Source organism: Sphingopyxis sp. C-1, assembly GCF_001047015.1.
Taxonomy (GTDB): Bacteria; Pseudomonadota; Alphaproteobacteria; order Sphingomonadales; family Sphingomonadaceae; genus Sphingopyxis.
In genome coordinates this window covers 2,275,930-2,296,973 of the sequence record NZ_BBRO01000001.1, presented here as the reverse complement: position 1 = coordinate 2,296,973, position 21,044 = coordinate 2,275,930, and the positions used below count along the sequence as shown (strand labels likewise).

General features: G+C 62.0%; 18 protein-coding genes, 1 tRNA gene and 1 riboswitch. Of the genes, 9 read left to right on the top strand and 10 right to left on the bottom strand.

What is annotated here, in order from left to right; translation table 11 throughout:
* Positions 1-3: 3 nt before the first annotated feature.
* From SC1_RS10820 to SC1_RS10805, 4 genes are all read left to right on the top strand, one after another.
* Positions 4-2,373, top strand: coding sequence for an autotransporter assembly complex family protein (locus SC1_RS10820; protein WP_062181293.1), 2,370 nt, complete (start codon positions 4-6; stop codon positions 2,371-2,373).
* A complete protein-coding gene (locus SC1_RS10815; protein WP_062181290.1) occupies positions 2,373-6,611 on the top strand; it encodes a translocation/assembly module TamB domain-containing protein in 4,239 nt (1,412 codons plus the stop codon). Before SC1_RS10820 ends, SC1_RS10815 begins: the two co-directional genes overlap by 1 nt.
* Positions 6,611-6,832, top strand: coding sequence for a hypothetical protein (locus SC1_RS10810; protein ID WP_062181288.1), 222 nt, complete (start codon positions 6,611-6,613; stop codon positions 6,830-6,832). Before SC1_RS10815 ends, SC1_RS10810 begins: the two co-directional genes overlap by 1 nt.
* Positions 6,811-6,987: riboswitch (yybP-ykoY riboswitch) on the top strand. It overlaps the preceding gene by 22 nt.
* Before the next feature lie 18 nt (positions 6,988-7,005).
* On the top strand, positions 7,006-7,578 hold the full coding sequence (locus SC1_RS10805; protein ID WP_062181286.1) for a TMEM165/GDT1 family protein: 573 nt from the start codon (positions 7,006-7,008) through the stop codon (positions 7,576-7,578).
* Here SC1_RS10805 and galE read toward each other — a convergent pair.
* Positions 7,575-8,591 carry a UDP-glucose 4-epimerase GalE gene (gene galE, locus SC1_RS10800; protein WP_062181283.1) on the bottom strand — a complete coding sequence of 339 codons (1,017 nt, stop codon included), beginning with the start codon at positions 8,589-8,591 and terminating at the stop codon, positions 7,575-7,577. The two genes, SC1_RS10805 and galE, sit on opposite strands and share 4 nt — an antisense overlap.
* Before the next feature lie 218 nt (positions 8,592-8,809).
* On the opposite strand from galE, the gene SC1_RS10795 reads away from it, so the two are divergent.
* Positions 8,810-9,331, top strand: coding sequence for a sigma-70 family RNA polymerase sigma factor (locus tag SC1_RS10795; protein ID WP_062181280.1), 522 nt, complete (start codon positions 8,810-8,812; stop codon positions 9,329-9,331).
* Positions 9,328-9,981 carry an NrsF family protein gene (locus SC1_RS10790; RefSeq protein WP_062181277.1) on the top strand — a complete coding sequence of 218 codons (654 nt, stop codon included), beginning with the start codon at positions 9,328-9,330 and terminating at the stop codon, positions 9,979-9,981. Before SC1_RS10795 ends, SC1_RS10790 begins: the two co-directional genes overlap by 4 nt.
* Positions 9,982-9,994: 13 nt before the next feature.
* On the opposite strand, the gene rfbA is transcribed toward SC1_RS10790, so the two are convergent.
* The 7 genes from rfbA to folK form a co-directional block, all read right to left on the bottom strand.
* Positions 9,995-10,876, bottom strand: coding sequence for a glucose-1-phosphate thymidylyltransferase RfbA (rfbA, locus tag SC1_RS10785; RefSeq protein WP_062181274.1), 882 nt, complete (start codon positions 10,874-10,876; stop codon positions 9,995-9,997).
* Positions 10,873-11,724: a dTDP-4-dehydrorhamnose reductase gene (rfbD, locus tag SC1_RS10780; RefSeq protein WP_062181271.1), complete on the bottom strand. Its 852-nt coding sequence runs from the start codon at positions 11,722-11,724 to the stop codon at positions 10,873-10,875. The genes rfbA and rfbD overlap by 4 nt, the downstream gene beginning before the upstream one ends.
* Entirely contained in the window at positions 11,721-12,782 is a 1,062-nt protein-coding gene (gene rfbB / locus SC1_RS10775) for a dTDP-glucose 4,6-dehydratase (RefSeq protein ID WP_062181268.1), read from the bottom strand. Before rfbB ends, rfbD begins: the two co-directional genes overlap by 4 nt.
* Complete coding sequence (rfbC, locus tag SC1_RS10770; protein WP_062181265.1) at positions 12,779-13,342, bottom strand: dTDP-4-dehydrorhamnose 3,5-epimerase; 564 nt, start codon at positions 13,340-13,342, stop codon at positions 12,779-12,781. The genes rfbB and rfbC overlap by 4 nt, the downstream gene beginning before the upstream one ends.
* A 701-nt stretch (positions 13,343-14,043) precedes the next feature.
* On the bottom strand, positions 14,044-15,045 hold the full coding sequence (locus SC1_RS10765; RefSeq protein ID WP_062183968.1) for an NAD-dependent epimerase/dehydratase family protein: 1,002 nt from the start codon (positions 15,043-15,045) through the stop codon (positions 14,044-14,046).
* Positions 15,046-15,227: 182 nt separating this feature from the next.
* Positions 15,228-15,303 (bottom strand) — tRNA-Lys (locus tag SC1_RS10760).
* A 43-nt stretch (positions 15,304-15,346) separates the two neighbouring features.
* Positions 15,347-15,868, bottom strand: coding sequence for a 2-amino-4-hydroxy-6-hydroxymethyldihydropteridine diphosphokinase (gene folK / locus SC1_RS10755; protein WP_152682361.1), 522 nt, complete (start codon positions 15,866-15,868; stop codon positions 15,347-15,349).
* A 23-nt stretch (positions 15,869-15,891) separates the two neighbouring features.
* On the opposite strand from folK, the gene SC1_RS10750 reads away from it, so the two are divergent.
* Positions 15,892-16,581 (top strand): uracil-DNA glycosylase, encoded by a 690-nt coding sequence (locus SC1_RS10750; RefSeq protein WP_062181262.1) that lies wholly within the window; start codon positions 15,892-15,894, stop codon positions 16,579-16,581.
* On the opposite strand, the gene SC1_RS10745 is transcribed toward SC1_RS10750, so the two are convergent.
* Together SC1_RS10745 and SC1_RS10740 are read right to left on the bottom strand one after the other, a co-directional pair.
* Complete coding sequence (locus SC1_RS10745) at positions 16,542-17,018, bottom strand: RNA pyrophosphohydrolase (protein ID WP_062181260.1); 477 nt, start codon at positions 17,016-17,018, stop codon at positions 16,542-16,544. The genes SC1_RS10750 and SC1_RS10745 overlap by 40 nt on opposite strands.
* A complete protein-coding gene (locus SC1_RS10740) occupies positions 17,015-17,962 on the bottom strand; it encodes an alpha/beta hydrolase (RefSeq protein WP_062181257.1) in 948 nt (315 codons plus the stop codon). Before SC1_RS10740 ends, SC1_RS10745 begins: the two co-directional genes overlap by 4 nt.
* Positions 17,963-18,145: 183 nt before the next feature.
* On the opposite strand from SC1_RS10740, the gene SC1_RS10735 reads away from it, so the two are divergent.
* A complete protein-coding gene (locus tag SC1_RS10735) occupies positions 18,146-20,008 on the top strand; it encodes a 2-oxoacid:acceptor oxidoreductase subunit alpha (protein ID WP_062181245.1) in 1,863 nt (620 codons plus the stop codon).
* Positions 20,005-21,042, top strand: coding sequence for a 2-oxoacid:ferredoxin oxidoreductase subunit beta (locus SC1_RS10730; protein WP_062181242.1), 1,038 nt, complete (start codon positions 20,005-20,007; stop codon positions 21,040-21,042). The genes SC1_RS10735 and SC1_RS10730 overlap by 4 nt, the downstream gene beginning before the upstream one ends.
* Positions 21,043-21,044: the final 2 nt, after the last annotated feature.

Here is a 21,044-nt window from a genome sequence, read left to right as displayed (position 1 = left end):
CAGATGAAAAAATCTGACATTTCGCGTGTATCGTCAGGCCGCCGACCCGTGCGGATGCGGCCGCTATTGATCGGTGCCTGCTCCTTTCTCTGTCTCGCTTGGGCGGGCGCCGCGCAGGCGCAGCAGGTCGAACCGCCGCAGGTCGTCCGGACACTCGACGCGAACAAGGCAGACCCGATCGCGGTGCCGTCGCCGCCTCCGCCCGATGTCGTCCTGCCTGAGGTCGCCCCGATCATCGAGGATGATGAGTTCGAAAAGGCGATTCCGCCGATCAGCGCAGAGGACGATGCGGAACTCGACCGTCCGCTCGAATCGATCGCCGATTTTGAAAAACGTCAGGCTGCCGAGGCGGCGAAACGCCGCAAACCGGCTGGCGAGGGCAGCGCCGATGCGACCGTCGAAACGCAGCCGCCCAAGGTTGACGGCGTACCGGTTCCCGCGCTCGCCGACGGCGATGCGGTGGAGGCGATTGGCGACGCGCCGATCACCGACAGCGAGCTAGCGGCACCGCTGCCTCCGCTCGAAAATTTCGACGTAGAGCCGGTGCAGTTTGCGGAAGCCGAGGATGACAAGGGCAATGTCGAGATCGCCTATTCGGTAAAAGTGAATGGGCTCGACGCAGCCGACGACAGTACCGACGTCGATCTCGCCGACCTGTTCGGCGATTTGTCGGCGCTTTATGACGGCGACGGAAAGGTCGACAATGCGGCGATGATCCGCGCGCGCCTGACCGCAGATGGCGAACTGATGCAGCGCATCCTTGCGTCCGAAGGCTATTATGACGCCGTCGTCGACACGCGCATCGACCGCGGCGAACGCGAGGAAGGGCAGGAGGGTCAGCAAGGCCAGCAAACGCAACAGGGCCGGCGTCGGTCGATCACCGCGGTGATCGATGTAAAACCGGGCAAGCGTTATACGCTGGCTGATATCATCATTAATGCCGGGCCGACCGTTCCGCCGACCCTGATCGCCGACAATTTTCCGCTCGCCGTCGGCGAACCGATCGTTGCACAGCGGATTCAGGGCGCCGAAGCTGCGATCGCGCTCAAGCTGCCACAGGAAGGCTATCCCTTCGCCAAGGTCGGACAGCGCGACATATTGCTCGATGGTGCTACGGGCGACGGCGTCTATACCTTGCCCGTCGATATTGGGAAACGGTCGCGCTTCGGCGGGATCGAAACGACGGGCGACCTTGCTTTCGATGCCGAGCATGTCGCGGTGCTCGCGCGCTTCAAGCGCGGCGACCTCTATGACAGTCGTATGGTCGACGACCTTCGGCAGGCGCTGGTTGCCACCGGCTTGTTCGCCACGGTCGCGGCCGAGCCGCAGCCAACCGGTGAGAACGCGGGCGACGACACCGAATATGTGACGATGCTGGTGACCCAGCAGGCGGGGCCCCCGCGCACTCTGGCCGCCAGCGCCGGCTATGGGACGGGCGAGGGGATCAGGCTTGAAGGTAGCTGGACTCATCGCAACCTGTTCCCGCCCGAAGGTGCGCTGACCTTTCGCGGGGTATTGGGCACGCAGGAACAGGGGATCGGGGCAACGCTTCGCCGTTCGAACGCGGGCCGCCGAGATCGTACCATGGAGCTCGTCACCGAGGTCACGCGCAGCAACTATGATGCGTTTAACGCAATCACGGGCCGCGTCGGCGTGCGCGTCAGCTATGACTCGACGCCGATCTGGCAGAAGAAATTTACCTATGCCTATGGTGCCGAACTGATCGCAACGCGCGAGGATGATTATGATTTCAACCAAGGTGCGCGGTCGTATGATTTCTACACGATCCTCGGCCTGACCGGGCAAGTCGGGATGGACCGGACCGACAGCCTGCTAAACCCGACCAAGGGCTTTCGTATTACATCGCTGATCCAGCCCGAAGGCTCGCTTGCGGGTCGCTTCTCGCCTTATGCGCGGCTGCGGACCGACGTCAGCGGCTATTATCCCGTGACCGACAGCATCGTCGTGGCCGGGCGCGTGCGCGTTGGCTCGATCCTCGGGGCTGCGCGCGAGCGGTTGGCGCCGTCGCGGCGCTTCTATGCCGGCGGCGGCGGGTCGGTGCGTGGATTCGGCTATCAGGAACTTGGGCCGAAGGATCCGAACAACGATCCGATCGGCGGCCGCAGCGTCGCCGAGGCGGCGTTCGAGACGCGCTATCGCTTTGGCAATTTCGGCGTTGTCGGCTTCGTCGACGCCGGGCAAGTTTATCGCTCGTCGGCGCCGACTTTCCAAAATCTGCGCTTCGGTGCCGGGATCGGTGCGCGCTATTACACGAACTTCGGTCCGATGCGCTTCGACATTGCTACCCCGATCGGGCGAAAGCCTGGTGAAGCGCGGGTCAGCGTCTATGTTTCGATAGGGCAGGCCTTTTGATGGCTGACGACGCCGCCTTCGCCGAAGACGAAACCGTGCCCGCAAAGGCATCGCGTTCGTGGCCGCTCACGATATTGCGCTGGATCGGCCTGAGCCTGCTCGGGCTGGTGCTGCTGTTTGCGCTGTTCCTTATCGGGCTCAATAGCGATGCGGGGCGGCGTTTCGTTGTCACCCAGATCGAGAAATATGAATTCGAAAACGGGATGAAGATCGGCATCGGCCGGCTCGACGGGTCGCTTTATGGCCAGATGGTCATCCGCAATCTTACGCTGTCCGATCCGAAGGGCGTTTTCCTTGCGTCGCCCGAGGTCAAGGTCGACTGGCGGCCGATCCGCTATCTCGCGAACCATGTCGACATTCGCTCGGCAACCGCGGCGACGATGACGATGCGCAAGCTGCCCGAGTTCAAAGTCGTTCCCGACACCGGCGAACCGTTGCTGCCCGACCTCGACATCGACGTCGGGCTGTTGCGCGTCGACCGCTTCATCTTTGAGCCCCTCGTTGCGGGTGAGCGGCAGGTTGCCAAATTGAACGGCAAGATCGCGATCGCCGACCGCCGCGCGCAGGTCACGGCCAATGCCGAGACGATTGCCGGTGGGGGCGGGGAGGGCGATGCGTTGAAACTTGTACTCGACGCGGTGCCCGAGGCGAACCGGCTTGCGGTGACGCTCGACATGACGGCGCCCAAGGGCGGCGTGCTCGCGGCAATGGGTGGGTTCAAGGAAACGCTCACCGCGAAGCTCGACGGCCGCGGTGATTGGAAAGCCTGGAACGGCAATCTGACCGCGAACCTCGGCGCTGCGCCGCTCGCGCGCGTCGCGCTGACGGGGCGCGATGGCACTTTTACGGCAAAAGGGAAGGCGCAAGCTTCGCGCCTGATGGCCGCAGGTCCGGTCGTTGAGTTGCTGGGGAGCGAAACGGCGATCGATCTTACGGCACGCCTCAACGACCGTAAGGCCGCGATCGACGGGCGGCTGTCGTCCGACGCGGCACAACTCGGCATCAGCGGCGGAATCGACCTTGGCACCAGTCGCTACGAGGGTCTGAAACTCGCCGCCAATATTCTCCGCCCGAGCGCGATTGCGCCAGCGGTGCGAGCCAATGGACTACGCGCTACAGCGACGCTCGATGGCGCCTTCGCGCTTCCGACGGTCGATTATCAGGCGAATGCCAACAGTCTCGCGGTGAATGACATCATCGTCGAGGGGATCGTGCTTGCGGGCAAGGCGCGCGTGGATGCGGACCAGATCGTCATTCCGGTAGCCGGACGCGCCGCGCGCATCCGCGGCCTCGATACGGTTGCGGGCGGGACGTTGGTCCAGGTGCGGCTCGACGGCGACCTCGCGTACAGCAATGGCCGCATCCTCAGCGACAATCTGCGTCTGCGCTCGCCGCGCATCGACGCCAAGGCAATCATCATCGCCGATCTCAACAAAGGCTTTTACACCGGCGCGATCGACGGGCGGATTAACGATTATCGGATCGAAAGCGTCGGCATTTTCGACATCGATACCGACGCCGATCTGAAGACCGCGCCGCGCGGCGGATTCGAGATCGTCGGCAATGTTCGCGCCCGCTCGACCAAGCTGTTCAATTCGGGCGTGCGCGATTTCCTCGGCGGCAATGCGACGGCTTCTAGCGCTGTGCGTTATGGCACCGACGGCATTATCCGCTTCTCGGGCCTCCGCCTGTCGGCGCCGCGGCTGCGGGTAACGGGCGGGCAGGGAAGTTATGCGCCGAACGGACAGATACGCCTGACCGCACAGGCGCATTCAACCGACTATGGCCCTGTCGGGGTTCAGCTTGCCGGGACGATCACCGACCCGCGCGCGGTTGTAACGGCTGCACGTCCCGGCCTAGGGATCGGGCTCGCCAATCTGGTGGCCAAGATCAACGGCGCACCGAACGGCTACCGGCTCGCGGCGACCGGTGACACCGATTATGGCCCACTGTCCGCTGACGTCGTGCTGCTGACAGCCAAGGGGCCGCTGACGATCGATGTCGAGCGCGGTGACCTGTCGGGGATCGGCTTCAACGGCAGACTGGTAAAGAGCGACGCGGGGCCCTTCGTCGGTCAGCTCAACGCTTCGGGGCAGGGGCTTGGCGGCCTCGTCCGGCTGACCGCCGCCGGAAAATATCAGGCGGCTGCGATCAACGTCCGCGCGAACGACGTCGTGCTCCCCGGCGCGGCGAAGCTCGCTGTCGGGTCGGCGATCGTTGATGCGGACGTTACCCTATACGACACGCCGCATGTAGTTGCCGACATCCAGATCGCCGACACTCAGATCCGCGAATATGACATTGCCGTCGGGCGCGCGAAGATCGACTATCGCGACGGCGCTGGGCGCGCGCAGGCGCTGGTCGAAGGAACGAGCGGTGTCCCGTTCCGCATCGCAGCGAACGCCGATCTTCAACCCAAGCTCTGGCGCGCGTCCGTGAAGGGCCGGGCGACAGGGATCAATTTCCGGACCACGTCGCCCGCACGCATTATTCCGGGCCCCGACGGTTATGAATTGCTACCAACGAACGTCAGTCTGGGGCGCGGCAGCAGCGCTCGTGTCGCCGGCCGCTTCGGCGATGGGATTATGATTCAGAGCCGCCTCGAACGCGTCAATATGGCCATCCTCAATGCCGTCTATCCCGACATGGGGCTGGGCGGCCGCGCAACGGGCAGCCTCGATTTCGAACAGGCGAATTCCGACAGCTTCCCGCGTGCCGACGCGCGACTGACGATCACCGATTTCACGCGTACGACCGCGGCGTCGGTCAGCCAGCCGGTCGATGTCAATTTCGCGGGCAAGCTGCTTGCCGATGGCGGCGAGGCGCGTGCGGTGATGCGCAAGCGCGGCAGCGTGATCGGGCGTCTGCAGGCGTCGCTGCGTCCGCTGGGCGCTGGTGCGGGCACCTGGACCGAACGTTTGATGGCAGCGCCGCTCGGCGGGGGCATCCGCTACAACGGACCCGCCGACACTCTCTATTCCTTCTTTGGCCCGGCGACGCAGCATGTGTCGGGACCGATTGCGGTCGCCGCCGATTTTAGCTGCAGCGTGTCCGATCCATGCCTGGAGGGCGTCGTTCGCGGCAAGGATATGGTCTATGAAAACCAGACCTATGGCACACGGTTGACCAATATGGTTGTGAACGGCCGCTTCACCGGCAACCGGCTCGAGATTGAGCAGCTTACCGCGACGGCTGGCGACGGCACGGTGCAGGCGAAAGGCTTTATCAGCCTCGCGTCGGCCGACGGCTATCCGATGAATATTTCGGCGACGCTCGATAATGCGCGGCTGGCCAAGAGTGAGAATATCGCCGCACGCGCGACGGGTAATCTGACGCTTGAAAAGGTCGCGGGACAGACAGCGCTGCTGTCGGGCAGCCTGCGCCTTCCCGAAACGCGCTATCGCATCATTCGCGAGGGCGCAGCGCAGGTTCCAGTGCTCACCGGGGTTCGGCGCAAGCCGCCTGCGGGGCGCCAGCGGGTCAGCGGCGATGGGCTCGCGGCGGTCGGCGGCAGCCTGTTCGACCTCATCCGCCTCGATATTGCATTGAAAGCCCCTGACGAAATTTATGTCAGCGGCATGGGGCTCGAATCCGAGTGGAAGGCCGATGTGGTGCTGCGCGGTACGACGCAGGATCCACGCGTTACGGGTGAGATCGAACTGGTGCGCGGTACGCTGGGTTTCGCGGGCCGCTCGTTCGAATTGCAGGAAGGTCGGGTGACCTTCCCGACGGGCGAGGCCTTCGATCCCGCGATCCGCCTGCTCGCCAGCGACACGATTGAAACCGTGACGGTCAGCATCAGCGTCACTGGGCGCGCGAGCAATCCGCAGATCGCCTTCTCGAGCGTCCCGGGCTTGCCGCAGGACGAGATCGTCTCGCGCATCCTGTTTGGCGATTCGATCACCACCCTGTCGCCGCTGCAGGCGGTGCAACTCGCATCGTCGCTCAACACGCTCAGCGGCACGGGTGGCGGATTGAGCCCGCTTGGATCGCTTCAATCGGCCACGGGGATCGATCGACTGCGCGTGCTCGGCCCCGACGATACCGTGGGGCGCGGCGCGGCGTTGGCTGCCGGCCAATATATCACCAAGGATATCTATCTGGAGGTGATCACCGACGCGCGCGGCTATACCGCGACGCAGCTCGAGGTTAGCCTGACTCCGGCGCTGTCGCTGCTCAGCCAAGCGGGCGGATCGGGCCAGTCGAACCTCAGCATCCGTTATCGCAAGGATTATTGATGCGCGCCGCCACCCTGCTTGTTCCGCTGTTGCTGCTCGCGGCATGCAAGGACGAGCCGCGTTTCGAGGAACGATACGACAAGGCGGCGAAAGAGATTGAGGCGCGCGCAAAGGCAATGGATGCCGACATCGCCAAGTCCGACACTGCCGCACGGGCGGCATCGGAAGACTTGCAACCAGCCGCCAAGCCGTCTAACCCGCCCACGTCATCTGGGGAGTAGCCAGCCGTCCTTCGGGGCGGGCCACCGTGTCAACATACTCGGCCGAGAGGTCGTGGTGCGGTGGAAGCGGGAGACCGCTTGGGCGAGACCAATGGCATCGACCTTCGTCCGGGCCGGGCGGCGGGTTTGATGTCTATTGGAATCGCGAAGCCGCTCGGCCCCGGAGTTGGTTCATGGAAGCCCTGTTAACCTCGACCGCTGTCGTTGCGCTCGCCGAAATCGGCGACAAGACGCAGTTGCTTGCGATCCTGCTCGCGACGCGGTTCAACCGCCCGGTGCCGATCATCCTCGGCATATTGGTCGCGACGCTCGCCAATCATGCGCTCGCGGCGCTGCTGGGCGCATCGGCCGCGGCCTTCCTCGACAGTCCGGTCTTCCGCTACGCCATCGGGCTTTCCTTTGTCGCGATGGCGGCGTGGACGCTGATCCCCGACAAGTTCGAGGACGATGAGGCACCGAAGCCGCGCTTCGGGGCGTTCCTGACGACGCTCGTCGCCTTCTTCCTCGTCGAGATGGGCGACAAGACGCAGGTCGCGACGATCGCGCTCGGCGCGCAATATCACAACGTTCTTCTGGTTACCGCGGGCACCACGCTCGGCATGATGATCGCCAACGTCCCCGCAATCTTCCTCGGCCACGAACTGCTCAAGCGCGTCGATTTGGCCAAGGTTCGCATGGTCGCCGCGACCCTGTTCCTCGTTATCGGCCTTTGGGTGCTGGTGGAGACTGCGGGTTTGCTCGGTTAGTCGGCATTTCGCGTCGCGAGCATTCGCTCGAAACGCCAGCTCGATGAACACATTGCGTCGAGGTCGCGGTTCGCGCTCCAGCCCAGTTCGCGCGCGGCGCGATCGGGGCTGGCAAAGCAGCTCGCGACATCGCCGTCGCGGCGCGGCGCGATGCGATAGGGGATGCTGACCCCGTTCACGCGCTCGAACGCTTCGACCATGTCGAGCACAGAATAGCCCTGTCCGGTGCCGAGGTTCCAGATCGACAGCGGCTGGTCGACCTTGCCGATCGCATCGAGCGCGGCGACGTGTCCGTCGGCGAGGTCCACGACATGGATATAGTCGCGTACGCCGGTGCCGTCGGGCGTGTCGTAATCATTGCCGAACACCGACAGTTCGGCGAGCCGCCCGGCCGCGACGCGGCTGACGAATGGCATCAGATTGTTGGGGGTGCCGTTCGGATTCTCGCCGATCAGCCCGCTGTCGTGCGCGCCGACCGGATTGAAATAGCGCAGGATCGCGATCCGCCACTCGGGATCGGCGGCGGCGACATCGGCCAGCATTTCCTCGATCATCAGCTTGGTGCGGCCATAAGGATTGGTCGCAGAGGTCGGATGATTTTCGTCGAGCGGCAGATATTGCGGCTGGCCGTAGACAGTGGCGCTCGATGAGAAGACGAGCGTCTTCGTGCCGCAGTCGGCCATCGCTTCCAGCAGCGACAATGTGCCGCGAACATTGTTGTCGTAATATTTCATCGGCTCGGTGACCGATTCGCCGACCGCTTTGAGCCCGGCGAAATGGATCACCGCCTCGATCGCGTGATCGCGGATGACCTTGCGCAGCGCGTCGCCGTCGCGAATGTCGCCGGTAACGAGCGGGACCGCCTGGCCGGTGATCGCTTCGAGCCGCTCCATGACCGAGGGATCGCTGTTCGACAGATTGTCAAAGCATACCACATGATGGCCGGCCGCTACGAGCGGCGCCGCAACATGGCTGCCGATATATCCCGCGCCACCGGTCAGTAGAATATTCATCGCTCGATCATCTCCATTCGCGGTTGGGGTCGTCGCCGCCGGATATTCTATCCGGGGCATCCTGCCAAATCATTGCCTGTCGGTCCTGTGCCGCTTTTCGTGTAACCTTCGCGGCGATATCGGCGAACAGGTCTTCAAACGCCGTCATCCGCGTCCGGATAGGATCGTTGTTGCAATAGCTTCACGCCCGTTCCGCCGTTTTGGTCAGGATAAATGCAATGAGCATCGACGAACCTTCGCTGGCGCGCCTTATGGCGGCATCGCAGCGGGGGGATCGTGCGGCCTATCGGACGTTGCTCGGCGACAGCCGCAAATGGCTCACCCGCTATTTCGCGCGACGGATCGCGCCGCATCACATCGACGATCTGGTCCAGGAGACGCTGGTTTCGATGCACCGCAAACTTGCGACATGGGACAGCGGACGGGCCTTCCTGCCGTGGCTTGCGGCAATTGCCCGCTACCGTTGGATCGACATGCTCCGTCGCCAGCGCGACGAGGCCGAATTGGGTGACAACGACGCGGCGGTCAGCGCCGAGGACGAGGCGGTACATGCCAAGCTGAGTATCGACCAGCTGTTGACCTTGCTGCCGCCGGGACAGGCGCAGGCAATCACCCTGGTAAAGATCGAAGGCGCCTCGATCGCCGAGGCGTCGCAAATTTCCGGCCAGAGCGAGTCGCTGGTCAAGGTGAACATCCATCGCGGGCTAAAGAAGCTCGCCGAATTGATTGAAAGCGAATGACGATGAAGGACGCATCGATCGACGATCTGATCGACGGGCTGGCTGACGATCTGACTCCCGTGCGGCCGCGGCGCGTGATGGGCGGATCGCTATGGGTCGCGGCGGGCTGGCTTGGCGCGGGAGCTGTGCTCGTCTGGCTGTTCGGGATGCGGCCCGACCTCGCAGGGGGCGTGATGCCGCCGCTGTCGATGCTTGCGTTCTGGCTTGTCGCAGCGACCGGGGTGGCTGCGGCGTGGAGTGCGCTGCGCATGGGGCTGCCGGGCGTCGGGCGCGACTATGGCGGCTGGCGCTGGGCCGTCGGCGCGTTGTTGGCACTACCGCTCGCCGCGCTCTTCGTATTCTTTGGTGATGCCCATGCGCATACGGAAGCGGCACGGCGCGGCTTCGATGTGCACTGCCTATTGCAGGGTATCGTATCGGGGCTGGGCGTCGGTGCCGCACTATTCCTTTGGCTTCGGGCCGGCGCGCCGACCTCGCCGACGCGTGCTGGGTGGGTCATCGGAGTTGCGGCGGGCGCAGCAGGTGCGTCGATCATCGCCTTGCTATGTTCGAGCGACGATCTCGTTCATATCACGCTGTGGCACGCGTCGGCGGTTCCGGTTTCGGCGATCGCCGGCCGGTTGATCCTGCCTCGCTTCCTACGCTGGTGAGCGGCACCGATTTTCAAACATCAGTCTCGCTGAGCGTCTTCAGATAAATTCCATAGTCGTTCTTGGCAAAATCTTGGGCACGCATCGCCAGCTTTTCCTGATCGATCCAGCCCATATTATACGCGACTTCATCCGGTGAGCCGACCTGTTGACCCTGGCGCTCCGTCAGCGTGCGGACGAAATTTCCCGCGTCGAGTAGCGATGCATGGGTGCCGGTGTCGAGCCATGCATAGCCACGACCCATCCGCTTGATCGCGAGCGTTTCGTCGCGAAGATAGCTTTCGAGAAGTGTCGTGATTTCAAGCTCCCCCCGGGCGGACGGCTTAACCGAGCGCGCGCGTTCTGGCGCAGTTCCGTCGACGAAATACAGTCCGGCGATGGCATAGTTGGAAGGCGGCACAGCTGGCTTTTCTACAATTGCGCGAACGTTGCCCTGCTCGTCGAAATCGACCACGCCATAGCGTTGGGGGTCGGCCACATGATAACCGAAGATCGTTGCGCCAACCGGACTTGCATCAGCTTCCTGCAGAAGGTCGGGTAAGCCGTGGCCGAAGAAGATGTTGTCGCCCAAGACCATCGCGGAAGGGGCGCCGTTCAGAAACTCTTCGGCTAGGATGAACGCCTGTGCAAGGCCGTCGGGGCTGGGCTGGGTCTTATAGCTGATTGCGATGCCCCATTGGCTTCCGTCGCCCAGGGTACGCTGAAACTGCTCCTGATCCTGCGGTGTGGTGATGATCAGGATATCCCGAATGCCCGCCAGCATCAGCGCGGTCAGTGGATAATAGATCATCGGCTTGTCGTAGATCGGTAGCAGCTGCTTGGAGACGCTGACCGTAATGGGATACAGCCGGGTCCCCGAACCGCCCGCGAGGATGATGCCTTTGCGTGCGGTCATGCTCTTTCTTCCAATTCTTCCAGTACCGAATCCAGCGCAACTCGCCAGTCGGGACGAGCCAGGCCGAAAGCGGCTTTGGTCGTACTGCAATCGAGGCGAGAGTTCGGCGGTCGTTCGGCGGTCGCCGGATAGGCGCTTGCGGGAATGGGCCTGAGTTCCGACGCGCTGCCCGCCCTCGAAAGGATCTCTGACGCGAAATCATACCAGCTCACGTCCGGCGTGCCGCTGTAATGATAGGTTCCGGATTTGGCGGCGTCGGTCGCCAGTTGTCCTGCGATCGAGAGGCAAGCCGCCGCGATCCCCGACGCGGCGGTTGGTCCGCCTGTCTGATCCTCGACTACGCTTATCACGTCGCGGGTTTTGGATAATCGCAACATGGTTTTCAGGAAGTTCGAGCCATGCGAGGAAAAGACCCAGGAAGTACGAAGGATCGCGTAACGGCCTCCCGCCGTTCTTATCGCTTCCTCACCCCAAAGCTTCGTTCTCCCATAAGCGTTTATGGGGCGGGTCGCGTCTTCGGGGGCGGAGGCTTCCGTGCTGGCGCCGTCGAAGACATAGTCCGTCGAAATATGGACGAAGGGAATGTCCATCTCGGCGCATATGCGAGCCATTGCGGCGGGGGCATCCGCATTTATTACCCGGGCCAGCGCCTCTTCTTCTTCGGCTTGGTCAACCGACGTGTAAGCTGCGGCATTGATTACGGCTGCGGGTGCATTGCTGCGAATGGCGGCCGCGCAGGCCGCGGGGTCCGCAAGGTCCGCCTCGGCTCTCCCCAAAGTCGTGATGCCGGCATATTTCCGAAGCTCGGTGCCAACTTGGCCGGTTCGTCCGAAAACGAGGATATTCACGCCGCCCTCCGCCCGGTTCCGAGACGTTTACCCAGGCCTTGACGTTCGAGCATCGGACGCCACCAGCTCTCATTGTCGAGATACCAGCCTATCGTTGTCCTCAGCCCTTCTTCGACGGTGACTGACGGGCGCCAGCCAAGCTCGTCGCGCGCCCGCGATGCGTCGATCGCATAGCGGGCGTCGTGACCGGGGCGGTCGGCGACATAGGTAATGAGATCGGCATAGGGCTTCCCGTTCGCGCGCGGGCGAATATCGTCCAGGATCGCGCATATGGCTTGGACGATATCCAGATTCGAACGTTCATTGTCGCCGCCGATGTTATAGCTGCGCCCGACACGGCCCGCTTCGACCACCCGGAGCAAAGCCTCGGCGTGATCGAGAACAAACAGCCAGTCGCGGACGTTCGATCCATTGCCGTAGATCGGGATCGGACACTCCGAAACGGCGTTAAGGATCACGACCGGGATCAGCTTTTCGGGAAACTGATTGGGGCCATAGTTGTTCGAGCAATTTGTGAGAACGACCGGCAAGCCATAGGTTTCGTGCCACGCCCTTACCAAATGGTCGGAACTGGCTTTCGACGCGGAATAGGGGCTGCGCGGACTATAGGGGGTTTCTTCATGGAAACGGTCGGCGGGATCCGCTGACAGTGAGCCAAAGACTTCATCCGTGCTGATGTGATGAAAGCGGAATTTGTCGGGTTTGCCCGCATCCGACCAATATTTCCGGGCCGCCTCGAGAATATTGAAGGTCCCCACGATATTCGTCTGGATGAAATCGTCCGGACCATCGATGGAACGATCGACATGCGATTCCGCTGCCAGATGCATGACCGCATCCGGACGATGTCGGGTGAAAATTTCGGTGAGCGCCTCGCGATCACGGATGTCCGCATGCTCGAAACTATATAGCGGGCTGTCAGCGACCGTCGCAAGATTTTCGAGGCATGCCGCATAGGTTAGCGCATCGAGGTTCACCACCTCGTAGCCGCGCGATATCGCCAGCCGAACCACTGCTGAACCGATGAACCCCGCTCCGCCTGTGACGAGTATCTTCATGCGCTGCCCTGCCACAAAAAGGGGCTGTCCAGACTGGCGAGCGGACCGGCTTCTGCGTCACGGCCGCTAAGTATGGGAGTGCCGGACAGCGGCCACTCGATCCCAATCTCCGGGTCGTCCCAACGTATCGTTCCTTCGGCCTCTGGAGCGTAATAGTCCGAGCATTTGTATGAAATTTCCGTATCGGCCTCGCGGGTCATAAACCCATGAAGAAAGCCCGCCGGGACAAGGAGTTGTCTGGCGTTCTCGAAGCTGAGTTCGATCCCGAACCATTTGCCGAAAGTCGGGGAGCCTTTGCGGATATCCACCGCGACATCGAATAGTCGCCCGCGACCGCAGCGAACCAGTTTGACCTGCGCGTGAGGGGGCGATTGATAATGGAGACCGCGCACCGTCCCGGCCTGCGCCGAGAATGAGATATTGTCCTGAACAAAGGCAATATCGACCCCGAGCTCGCTAAAGCCCCTTTGATTCCAGACCTCGCTAAAGAAACCCCGGTGATCGCCATGGCGATCCGGAGTGATGACCTTGAGTCCGGGGATGGGTTCGTGGATTTCCATTGTGGTCCATTTGATAATTGGGATTATTGGGTTCCGCGGCCGGAATGAGTTGGTGTTCGCAATTTTCTCACGTTGGCAAACAGAAACGCGCGCACGCAGAGGAATGCTCGCCATGACGGCTATCGGTCGCGCTGCTGGATCGGGCGGACGGCGCAATTATAGTATGGCGATTACAAATCATGAAATGGCTCCGGTGCCAAATTCTACGCGAGCCATTGACACATTCCTACCGTCAAAAACTAGGCCGGTATCTGCCTCGATGATTTGCGGTCGTGATTCTTCACAAGGGAGAAAGGGGGATAGAATCGACGCGCAATCCGAGCGTCACACTCCTCTGTAGTGATCCATATAGCTGAAAGCCTCACGTTAGTTGACTGCACCGGTACGTAAAATGGACGGCGGCTTTCCCCGCCCGACTGTGCTCTGGTCCACCTCGCGCCGCGTCTGCTCGCCTTGCTGATCCAGTGATTGAGACGACTTGGGAACTGGGCATTGCAAATACCAGTAGTTCCGTACAGATCATCTCCGCTCCCGTTGCTGCTTCTGCACACACCAACGGTCGGGGGGCGTCATAACAGTTATGGCGCTCCCTTAAATTTGAAAGCCATCAACTAGTACCGCGCAGCGAGCTGTCATTGTTGCCGGCGTTCTGTATAAGCGCGAAAGCGAAGTCGCTGAAGGTTTGGCAATGGACTTTCGGCTTAGCGCTTCATCCATTCTTCCAAATACCAATTTACGAAAGCCGGAATTCCGACGGTCATGGGCGTTGTCGGAGAAAATCCGAGATCTCGATTTATGTCTTCGATGTCTGCGAAGGTTTGATGAACATCGCCATCCTGCATCGGCAATAGGTTGATCTCGGCTTTTCGATTGCATGCTTTCTCGATCGTTTGAATCATATCTGTTAGTTGCTCGGGACGGTTGTTACCGATATTGTACAACCGATGAGGCGTCGTGAAGCCGCCCGGCTTTTCTCGATTGTCATCTTCAGGAGGATGATCGAGCGCCAGGACGACCCCTTTCACGATATCGTCGATAAAGGTGAAATCTCGAAGCATGTCGCCGTGATTGTAGACGTCGATCGGATGGCCGCGCAGCACCGCTTCGGTGAACTTCCATACAGCCATATCGGGCCTGCCCCATGGGCCATATACGGTGAAAAAGCGCAGTCCAGTCATCGGTATCCGAAAGAGATGCGCGTAGGTTTCGCTCATCAGTTCATCGGCGCGTTTTGTCGCTGCGTAGAGCGAGATCGGCGTGTCAGCGCGATCGGAGACCCTGAAAGGTGTATCCGATCGCATTCCGTAGACCGACGAGGACGAAGCATACACGAGATGCGAAATGGATCCATGGCGCGCCAGCTCAAGAATATTGACGTGTCCCGAAATGTTCGAGTGGATGTAGGCGGCGGGATTGTCGAGCGAGTAGCGCACGCCGGGTTGAGCGCCGAGGTGAACGATGCGATCGATCGTCTTCGTTGAAAGTGCACGAGCGAGCGCGTCAGCGTCGCCGAAATCGACATCGGAAAATGAGAAGGATTCGCCGTGGAGCGCTTTGAGGCGCGCGATGCGTGCGTGCTTGAGGTCGAGCGAATAATATGGCGTGAAATTGTCGATACCGACGACCTTCTCGCCGCGTTCGAGCAAGGCGGCGGCGACATGCATTCCAATGAAGCCGGCTGCACCGGTTATAAGCGTAGTCACATTCACTTCCCATATTTTCGCAATCGGACCACTGCCTTCGGGACGAGCGAAGCCGACAGCCGTTACCGGTCATAGCTGGGCAATGGTAAATTCTCAGGTAAGAGCTGCAACGACTATGCTGCACGTCGCAGTCAGCAGAGATGGCGCGCATCTCACCCAAGTAAAGGATCGTCTTTGGGGAGTGGTGAGCCCTGCTGGGTTCGAACCAGCGACCTACTGATTAAAAGTCAGTTGCTCTACCGACTGAGCTAAGGGCCCATCGCGCTGCCGCCGAAGCGGGCTTGCGAAGTGAGCCGCCGCCCTAGTGCGCCGATGCGGCCCGGTCAACCGGCTTTGGACGCGAAAGGCGCGCGGCAAGTTGACGGACGCTGCGACCGTGCAGGGGATGCTGCCATTCAGGGACGATCGCGCGCAGCGGGCCAAGGACAAAAGCACGCTGTTCGATCGCGGGATGGGGGATCGTGAGCGTTCCGTCCGCCCAGGCGCCGCCCGACCAGAGCAGGATATCGAGATCGAGTGTTCGCGCGCCCCAGCGCTGGCCCATACGGCGGCCGAAGCTCGCTTCGATCGTTTGTAGCCGCTCGAGCATTTCGGGTGGGCTCAGCGACGAGGCGACGAGGGCGACGGCGTTGGCATAGCGGCGGCGCGACGGGCCGATGGGGTCGCTTGCAATGATCGGGCTGGCGTCGACCGCCTCGATATCGTCGCTCTCCAGCGCCGCGAGAGCGGCTAGCAACACTGCGCGCGGGTCGCCGAACCGCACGTGGCGCCGGTTCGAGCCGAGACCGATTGCATAAAGGGGAAGCGGCATTGCGTTGCTCATAAACGTGCGCCTATCGCAGATATGTGGAGATTGACAGCCCATTGCCCGGTACCGAGCCGCCGCGCGATTGCCCGCGCTGCCCGCGGCTCGTCGCATTGCGGCGCGAATGCCAGGCTGAGTATCCCGATTGGTGGAACGCGCCAGTTTATGCATTCGGCGATCCTGACGCGTGGCTCGCATTTGCGGGACTCGCACCGGGCAAGCATGGTGCGAACCGGACCGGCCGGCCATTCACGGGCGATTATGCTGGCGATCTGTTGTTTGCGACGCTCGCCGAATTCGGGTTGAGCAAGGGATGCTATAATGCGCGGATCGACGACGGGTTGATGCTCGACGGCGCAATTATCGTCAACAGCGTCAAATGCCTGCCGCCGCAAAACAAGCCAACGCCAGCGGAAATCGCAAGCTGTCGCCCCTTTTTCGAGACGCAACTGGCGGCCCTGCCGAAGGCTCGTGTAATTATCGCGCTGGGGCGCATCGCACATGATGCTACGCTACGGGCCGCGGGAGCAAGGCTTTCAGCCTTTCCCTTCGACCATGGCGCGGTCCACGCGCTCCCCGATGGACGATATCTGGTCGATAGCTATCACTGCTCGCGCTACAACACGAACACCGGTCGGCTGACGCCAGAAATGTTCTCCGACGTCTTCCCTACCGCGCTGTTCCTCAAGGATCAGACGAGGGGGCCGAATTCCTCCACCAGCCCCCGGTAAAGCGCGCGCTTGAACGGCACGATCAATTTTTCGATCTCGTTCAGTTGGGCCCATTTCCACGCACGAAATTCCTGATGCTTGGTGCGAATGTTGACGTCGCTGTCCTCGCCCATGAAGCGCATCAGGAACCAGTGCTGGCGCTGGCCGCGATATTTGCCGCCCCACATCTTGCCGATGAGATGATCAGGCAGGTCATAGAAATATTCCTCGCGGCTGCGCGCGATGATTTCTACCAATCCGCCATGAATGCCGGTTTCCTCGCCGAGTTCGCGGATCGCCGCTTGCTCGGCGTCCTCGCCGTCGTCGATCCCGCCCTGCGGCATCTGCCAGGCTTCGCTCGACGTATCGAGCCGCTGACCCACGAAGACGCGGCCGTCGCGATTGGCGAGCATGACGCCCGCGCAGGGGCGGTAGGGGAGTTTGCTATGATCGATCATGCCGCCCCGGTAGCTTCGGCGACGATCGCTTTCAATACGGTCAATGCCCCGCGAATATCCTCCTTTGCGCTCGGAATGCCCTGCGACAGATTGATATAGCCGTGGATCGTGCCCGTCGCCTCGCGGTAGGTGGTGGGCACGCCGGCCTCGATCAGCTTTGCGGCATAGGCGCGGCCCTGATCGCGCAGCGGGTCGAGCCCGGCGGTGATCAGCAGCGTTGGCGGCAGGCCCTCGGCGGGGAAATCGAGCGGCGAGGCGCGATAATCGGCGGGGTCGGCGGCATAATGATTGCCGAACCAGGTCATGCTGCCCGTGGTCAGCAGATGGCCTTCGCCGAAATCGCGATAGCTCTGCCAGTCGTCATGCGTCGTGACTGCGGGATAGATCGGATGAATTGCGATCACGGGTTTCGACGCAGGCTTGTCGCGAAGCGCGAGCGCGGTGGCGATCGTCAGATTGCCCCCGGCGCTTTCGCCCGAAAGGACCAGTCCGGTGCAGGGGATGTTGTCGGCAACCCAGCGGGTCGCGGCCTCGCAGTCGACCGGCGCGGCAGGGAAGGGGTGTTCGGGCGCAAGGCGATAATCGACCGCGATTACCGGTATGTCGAGTAGCCGCGCCGCCTCGGCACAATAGGGATCGTGAGTGTCGAGATCGCCGATCACCCAGCCGCCGCCATGATAAAAGACCATGACGGGGCCAGCTTCGCGGTCGGGCCGACTATCATAAATGCGGATCGCGATGTCGCCCGCAGGCCCAGGAATGCTCTTATCCTCGACCTTTGCGATGTCGCCGCGCGGCACGTCGGCAAGCTGCCCCATCATCCGGAACATTTCGCGAGCGCCCTCCGGCGGCATTTCTTCCATCTTCGGACCTTCCTGCGCGTTCAGGAAGGCGAGGAAAGCCGCCACATCGGGGCGCGTGAAATGGGTGGTGCCGTCGGTCATCTGCGTCTCTCCCTGATCGCCATTTTCGTCATGCTATTCGGTATCGGCGGAGCAAATTCAATCCCGAAATGAAACTCACCTATGCTTCACCCTTTGCGGCTCACAATTTTTTCTCAATTGCGGCTTGGCGCGCAGGGGCCTAGGCCAATGTCATAGGTTCGCAAGATTAAGGCAGAAGAGACGATGGCGACAGCGGTAGTGGACCAGGCCGACAAACGGCAGTCCCCCCTTTCGGATGCAGTGGTGGTACGATTTGCCGGCGATAGCGGCGACGGGATGCAGTTGACCGGTGGTCAGTTTACCTTGTCGTCAGCGCTTGCGGGCAACGACTTTGCGACCTTCCCGGATTTTCCCGCCGAAATCCGTGCGCCGCAGGGCACGCTGTTCGGCGTCTCCGCCTTTCAGATCAATTTCGGATCGTCGGCGATCGATACCGCGGGCGACGCACCCGACGTGCTCGTTGCGATGAACCCCGCGGCGCTCAAGACCAATGTCCCGCAACTGAAGCCGGGCGGGCTGATCATCGCAGACGAGGGCGAGTTCAACGACCGCAACCTCGCCAAAGCGAAATATGAGGCGAACCCGCTCGACGACGGCAGTCTCGCAAAGTGGCAGCTTCTCAAGCTCAATATCAGCCAGTTGACGATGGACGCCGTGAAGCCCTTTGGCCTTGGCAACAAGGAAGCCTTGCGCTGCAAGAATATGTGGACGTTGGGGCTTGCGCTCTGGATGTTCGATCGCGATCGGCAGCCGCTAATCGACTGGCTCAACGCGAAATTCGCGAAGGCGCCCGATCTAGCTGCCGCTAACGTCGCCGCGCTTAACGCGGGCCACGCCTATGGTGAAACCGCCGAACTCGCAGGGCCGCTCAAGCAGCATCATGTCGACCCCGCGCCGGTCGCGCCCGGGCTCTATCGCACGCTGACCGGCGCCGAGGGCATCGCGCTCGGCCTTGTCGCGGGCGCGCAGCTTGCCGAACTTCCCATGTTCTTCGGGGGCTATCCGATCACCCCGGCGTCTGCGATCCTGCATCATCTGTCGCGGCTCAAGGAATATGACGTCACGACCTTTCAGGCCGAGGACGAAATCGCGGCCATCTGTTCGGCGATCGGCGCGAGCTATGCGGGTTCGCTTGGCGTCACCAGCTCTTCGGGACCCGGCATCGCACTGAAGGGCGAGGCGATGGGCCTCGCTATCATGACCGAGCTGCCGCTCGTCATCGTCAATTCGCAGCGCGGCGGCCCCTCGACGGGCCTGCCGACCAAGACCGAGCAGTCGGATCTCTATCAAGCGGTCTATGGCCGCAACGGCGACGCGCCGATGCCCGTCATTGCCGCACGATCACCAGGCGATGCGTTCGAATGCGCGATCGAAGCGGTGCGCATCGCGGTGAAATATATGACCCCGGTGATGCTGCTGACCGACGGCTATATTGCCAATGCGGCCGAGCCCTGGGCAGTTCCCGATCTCACGACTTATGAGGCCTTCCCAGTCGAATTCCTGACCGAGGCGCCCGAGGACGGTTTCAAGCCCTATGGCCGCGACGAAAATCTGAAGCGCCCGTGGGTGAAGCCCGGCACGCCGGGCCTCCTGCACCGTATCGGCGGGATCGAGAAGGAACTCGACACCGGGCACATCAACTATGCCCCCGAAAACCATCAGGCGATGACCGATATCCGCAAGGATAAGATCGACGGGATCAAGGTTCCCGACCAGATCGTCGAACTTGGTGCCGAGGGCGGCAAGCTCGCGGTCGTAGGCTGGGGCTCGACTTTCGGGCCGATCCATCAGGCGGTGCGCCGCAAGCGCGCCGAGGGGCTCGACGTCAGCCACGTCCATATCCGCCATATCTGGCCGCTGCCTGCCAATCTCGGCGAGCTGCTCAAGAGCTTTGACCGTGTGATCGTACCCGAAATGAACACCGGCCAGCTCAAGACGGTACTGCGCGACCAATATCTGGTCGACGCCAAGCCCGTGAACAAGGTGTCGGGCCAGCCCTTCACCATCGCAGAAATCGAAGCCGCTATCGAAGGAGCGCTCGCATGAACGAGATGACCACCATCGCGCGCCCGACGACGCTCAAGGATTGGGAAACCGATCAGGAAGTCCGCTGGTGCCCCGGCTGCGGCGACTATGCGATTCTGAAGGCGGTGCAGCGCACGATGCCCGAAATCGGCACCGCGCCCGAAAATACCGTGTTCATCAGCGGCATCGGATGCTCGTCGCGCTTTCCCTATTATATGGAAACCTATGGCTTCCACACGATCCATGGGCGTGCGCCGGCGTTCGCGACGGGGCTGAAACTCGCCAATCCGAACCTCGACGTGTGGATCGTCACCGGCGACGGCGACGGCCTGTCGATCGGTGGCAATCACACGATGCACCTGATCCGCCGCAATCTCGATTGCCAGATCATGCTGTTCAACAACGAGATTTACGGCCTGACCAAGGGGCAATACTCACCGACAAGCCGCGTTGGCACGACCAGCCCGTCGACGCCCTACGGCTCGGTCGACCGCCCGGCGCAGCCCGCAGCCTTCGCTCTCGGAGCTGGCGCGCGTTTCGTCGCGCGCGGTTTCGACGTGTCGAAGGAATTGCCGAATGTGCTAAAGGCGGCGCATGCGCACAAGGGCGCCGCTTTTATCGAGATTTTTCAGAATTGTATCGTCTATAACAAAGACGTGTTCGAGGATTTCGCGGCGCCAAAGGGTGCCGAGGACCGCCAACTTTGGCTCAAGCAGGGCGAACCGATGCTCTATGCCAAGGGCACCAAGGGTATCGCGCTAGACGCCGAGGCGCTGCACCTCAAGAACGTCGATGTCGTCGATGGCGACTGGCAGGCAGCGGGCGTGATCGTGCATGACGTCACCAACCGCAGCGTCGCGCATATGCTCGTCGAAATGCGCTTCGGCGAATTTCCGATGGCTTTGGGCGTCCTCTATGACGACCCGCGGCCGACCTTCGAGGCCGATGTCGTCCGTCAGAACAAGGCGGCTGCCGAGGGTAAGACTGCCGATCTCCAGAGCCTGCTCAAGAAGGGCCAGACCTGGACGGTGACTGAAGGCGGGCCCGAACTCTGATT

Bases quoted from the DNA above. Each gene is read 5' to 3' on its own strand.
- SC1_RS10820 (WP_062181293.1), top strand. From the start codon at position 4: ATGAAAAAATCTGACATTTCGCGTGTATCGTCAGGCCGCCGACCCGTG.
- SC1_RS10815 (WP_062181290.1), top strand. From the start codon at position 2,373: ATGGCTGACGACGCCGCCTTCGCCGAAGACGAAACCGTGCCCGCAAAG.
- SC1_RS10810 (WP_062181288.1), top strand. From the start codon at position 6,611: ATGCGCGCCGCCACCCTGCTTGTTCCGCTGTTGCTGCTCGCGGCATGC.
- SC1_RS10805 (WP_062181286.1), top strand. From the start codon at position 7,006: ATGGAAGCCCTGTTAACCTCGACCGCTGTCGTTGCGCTCGCCGAAATC.
- galE (WP_062181283.1), bottom strand. From the start codon at position 8,591: ATGAATATTCTACTGACCGGTGGCGCGGGATATATCGGCAGCCATGTT.
- SC1_RS10795 (WP_062181280.1), top strand. From the start codon at position 8,810: ATGAGCATCGACGAACCTTCGCTGGCGCGCCTTATGGCGGCATCGCAG.
- SC1_RS10790 (WP_062181277.1), top strand. From the start codon at position 9,328: ATGACGATGAAGGACGCATCGATCGACGATCTGATCGACGGGCTGGCT.
- rfbA (WP_062181274.1), bottom strand. From the start codon at position 10,876: ATGACCGCACGCAAAGGCATCATCCTCGCGGGCGGTTCGGGGACCCGG.
- rfbB (WP_062181268.1), bottom strand. From the start codon at position 12,782: ATGAAGATACTCGTCACAGGCGGAGCGGGGTTCATCGGTTCAGCAGTG.
- rfbC (WP_062181265.1), bottom strand. From the start codon at position 13,342: ATGGAAATCCACGAACCCATCCCCGGACTCAAGGTCATCACTCCGGAT.
- folK (WP_152682361.1), bottom strand. From the start codon at position 15,868: ATGAGCAACGCAATGCCGCTTCCCCTTTATGCAATCGGTCTCGGCTCG.
- SC1_RS10745 (WP_062181260.1), bottom strand. From the start codon at position 17,018: ATGATCGATCATAGCAAACTCCCCTACCGCCCCTGCGCGGGCGTCATG.
- SC1_RS10740 (WP_062181257.1), bottom strand. From the start codon at position 17,962: ATGACCGACGGCACCACCCATTTCACGCGCCCCGATGTGGCGGCTTTC.
- SC1_RS10735 (WP_062181245.1), top strand. From the start codon at position 18,146: ATGGCGACAGCGGTAGTGGACCAGGCCGACAAACGGCAGTCCCCCCTT.
- SC1_RS10730 (WP_062181242.1), top strand. From the start codon at position 20,005: ATGAACGAGATGACCACCATCGCGCGCCCGACGACGCTCAAGGATTGG.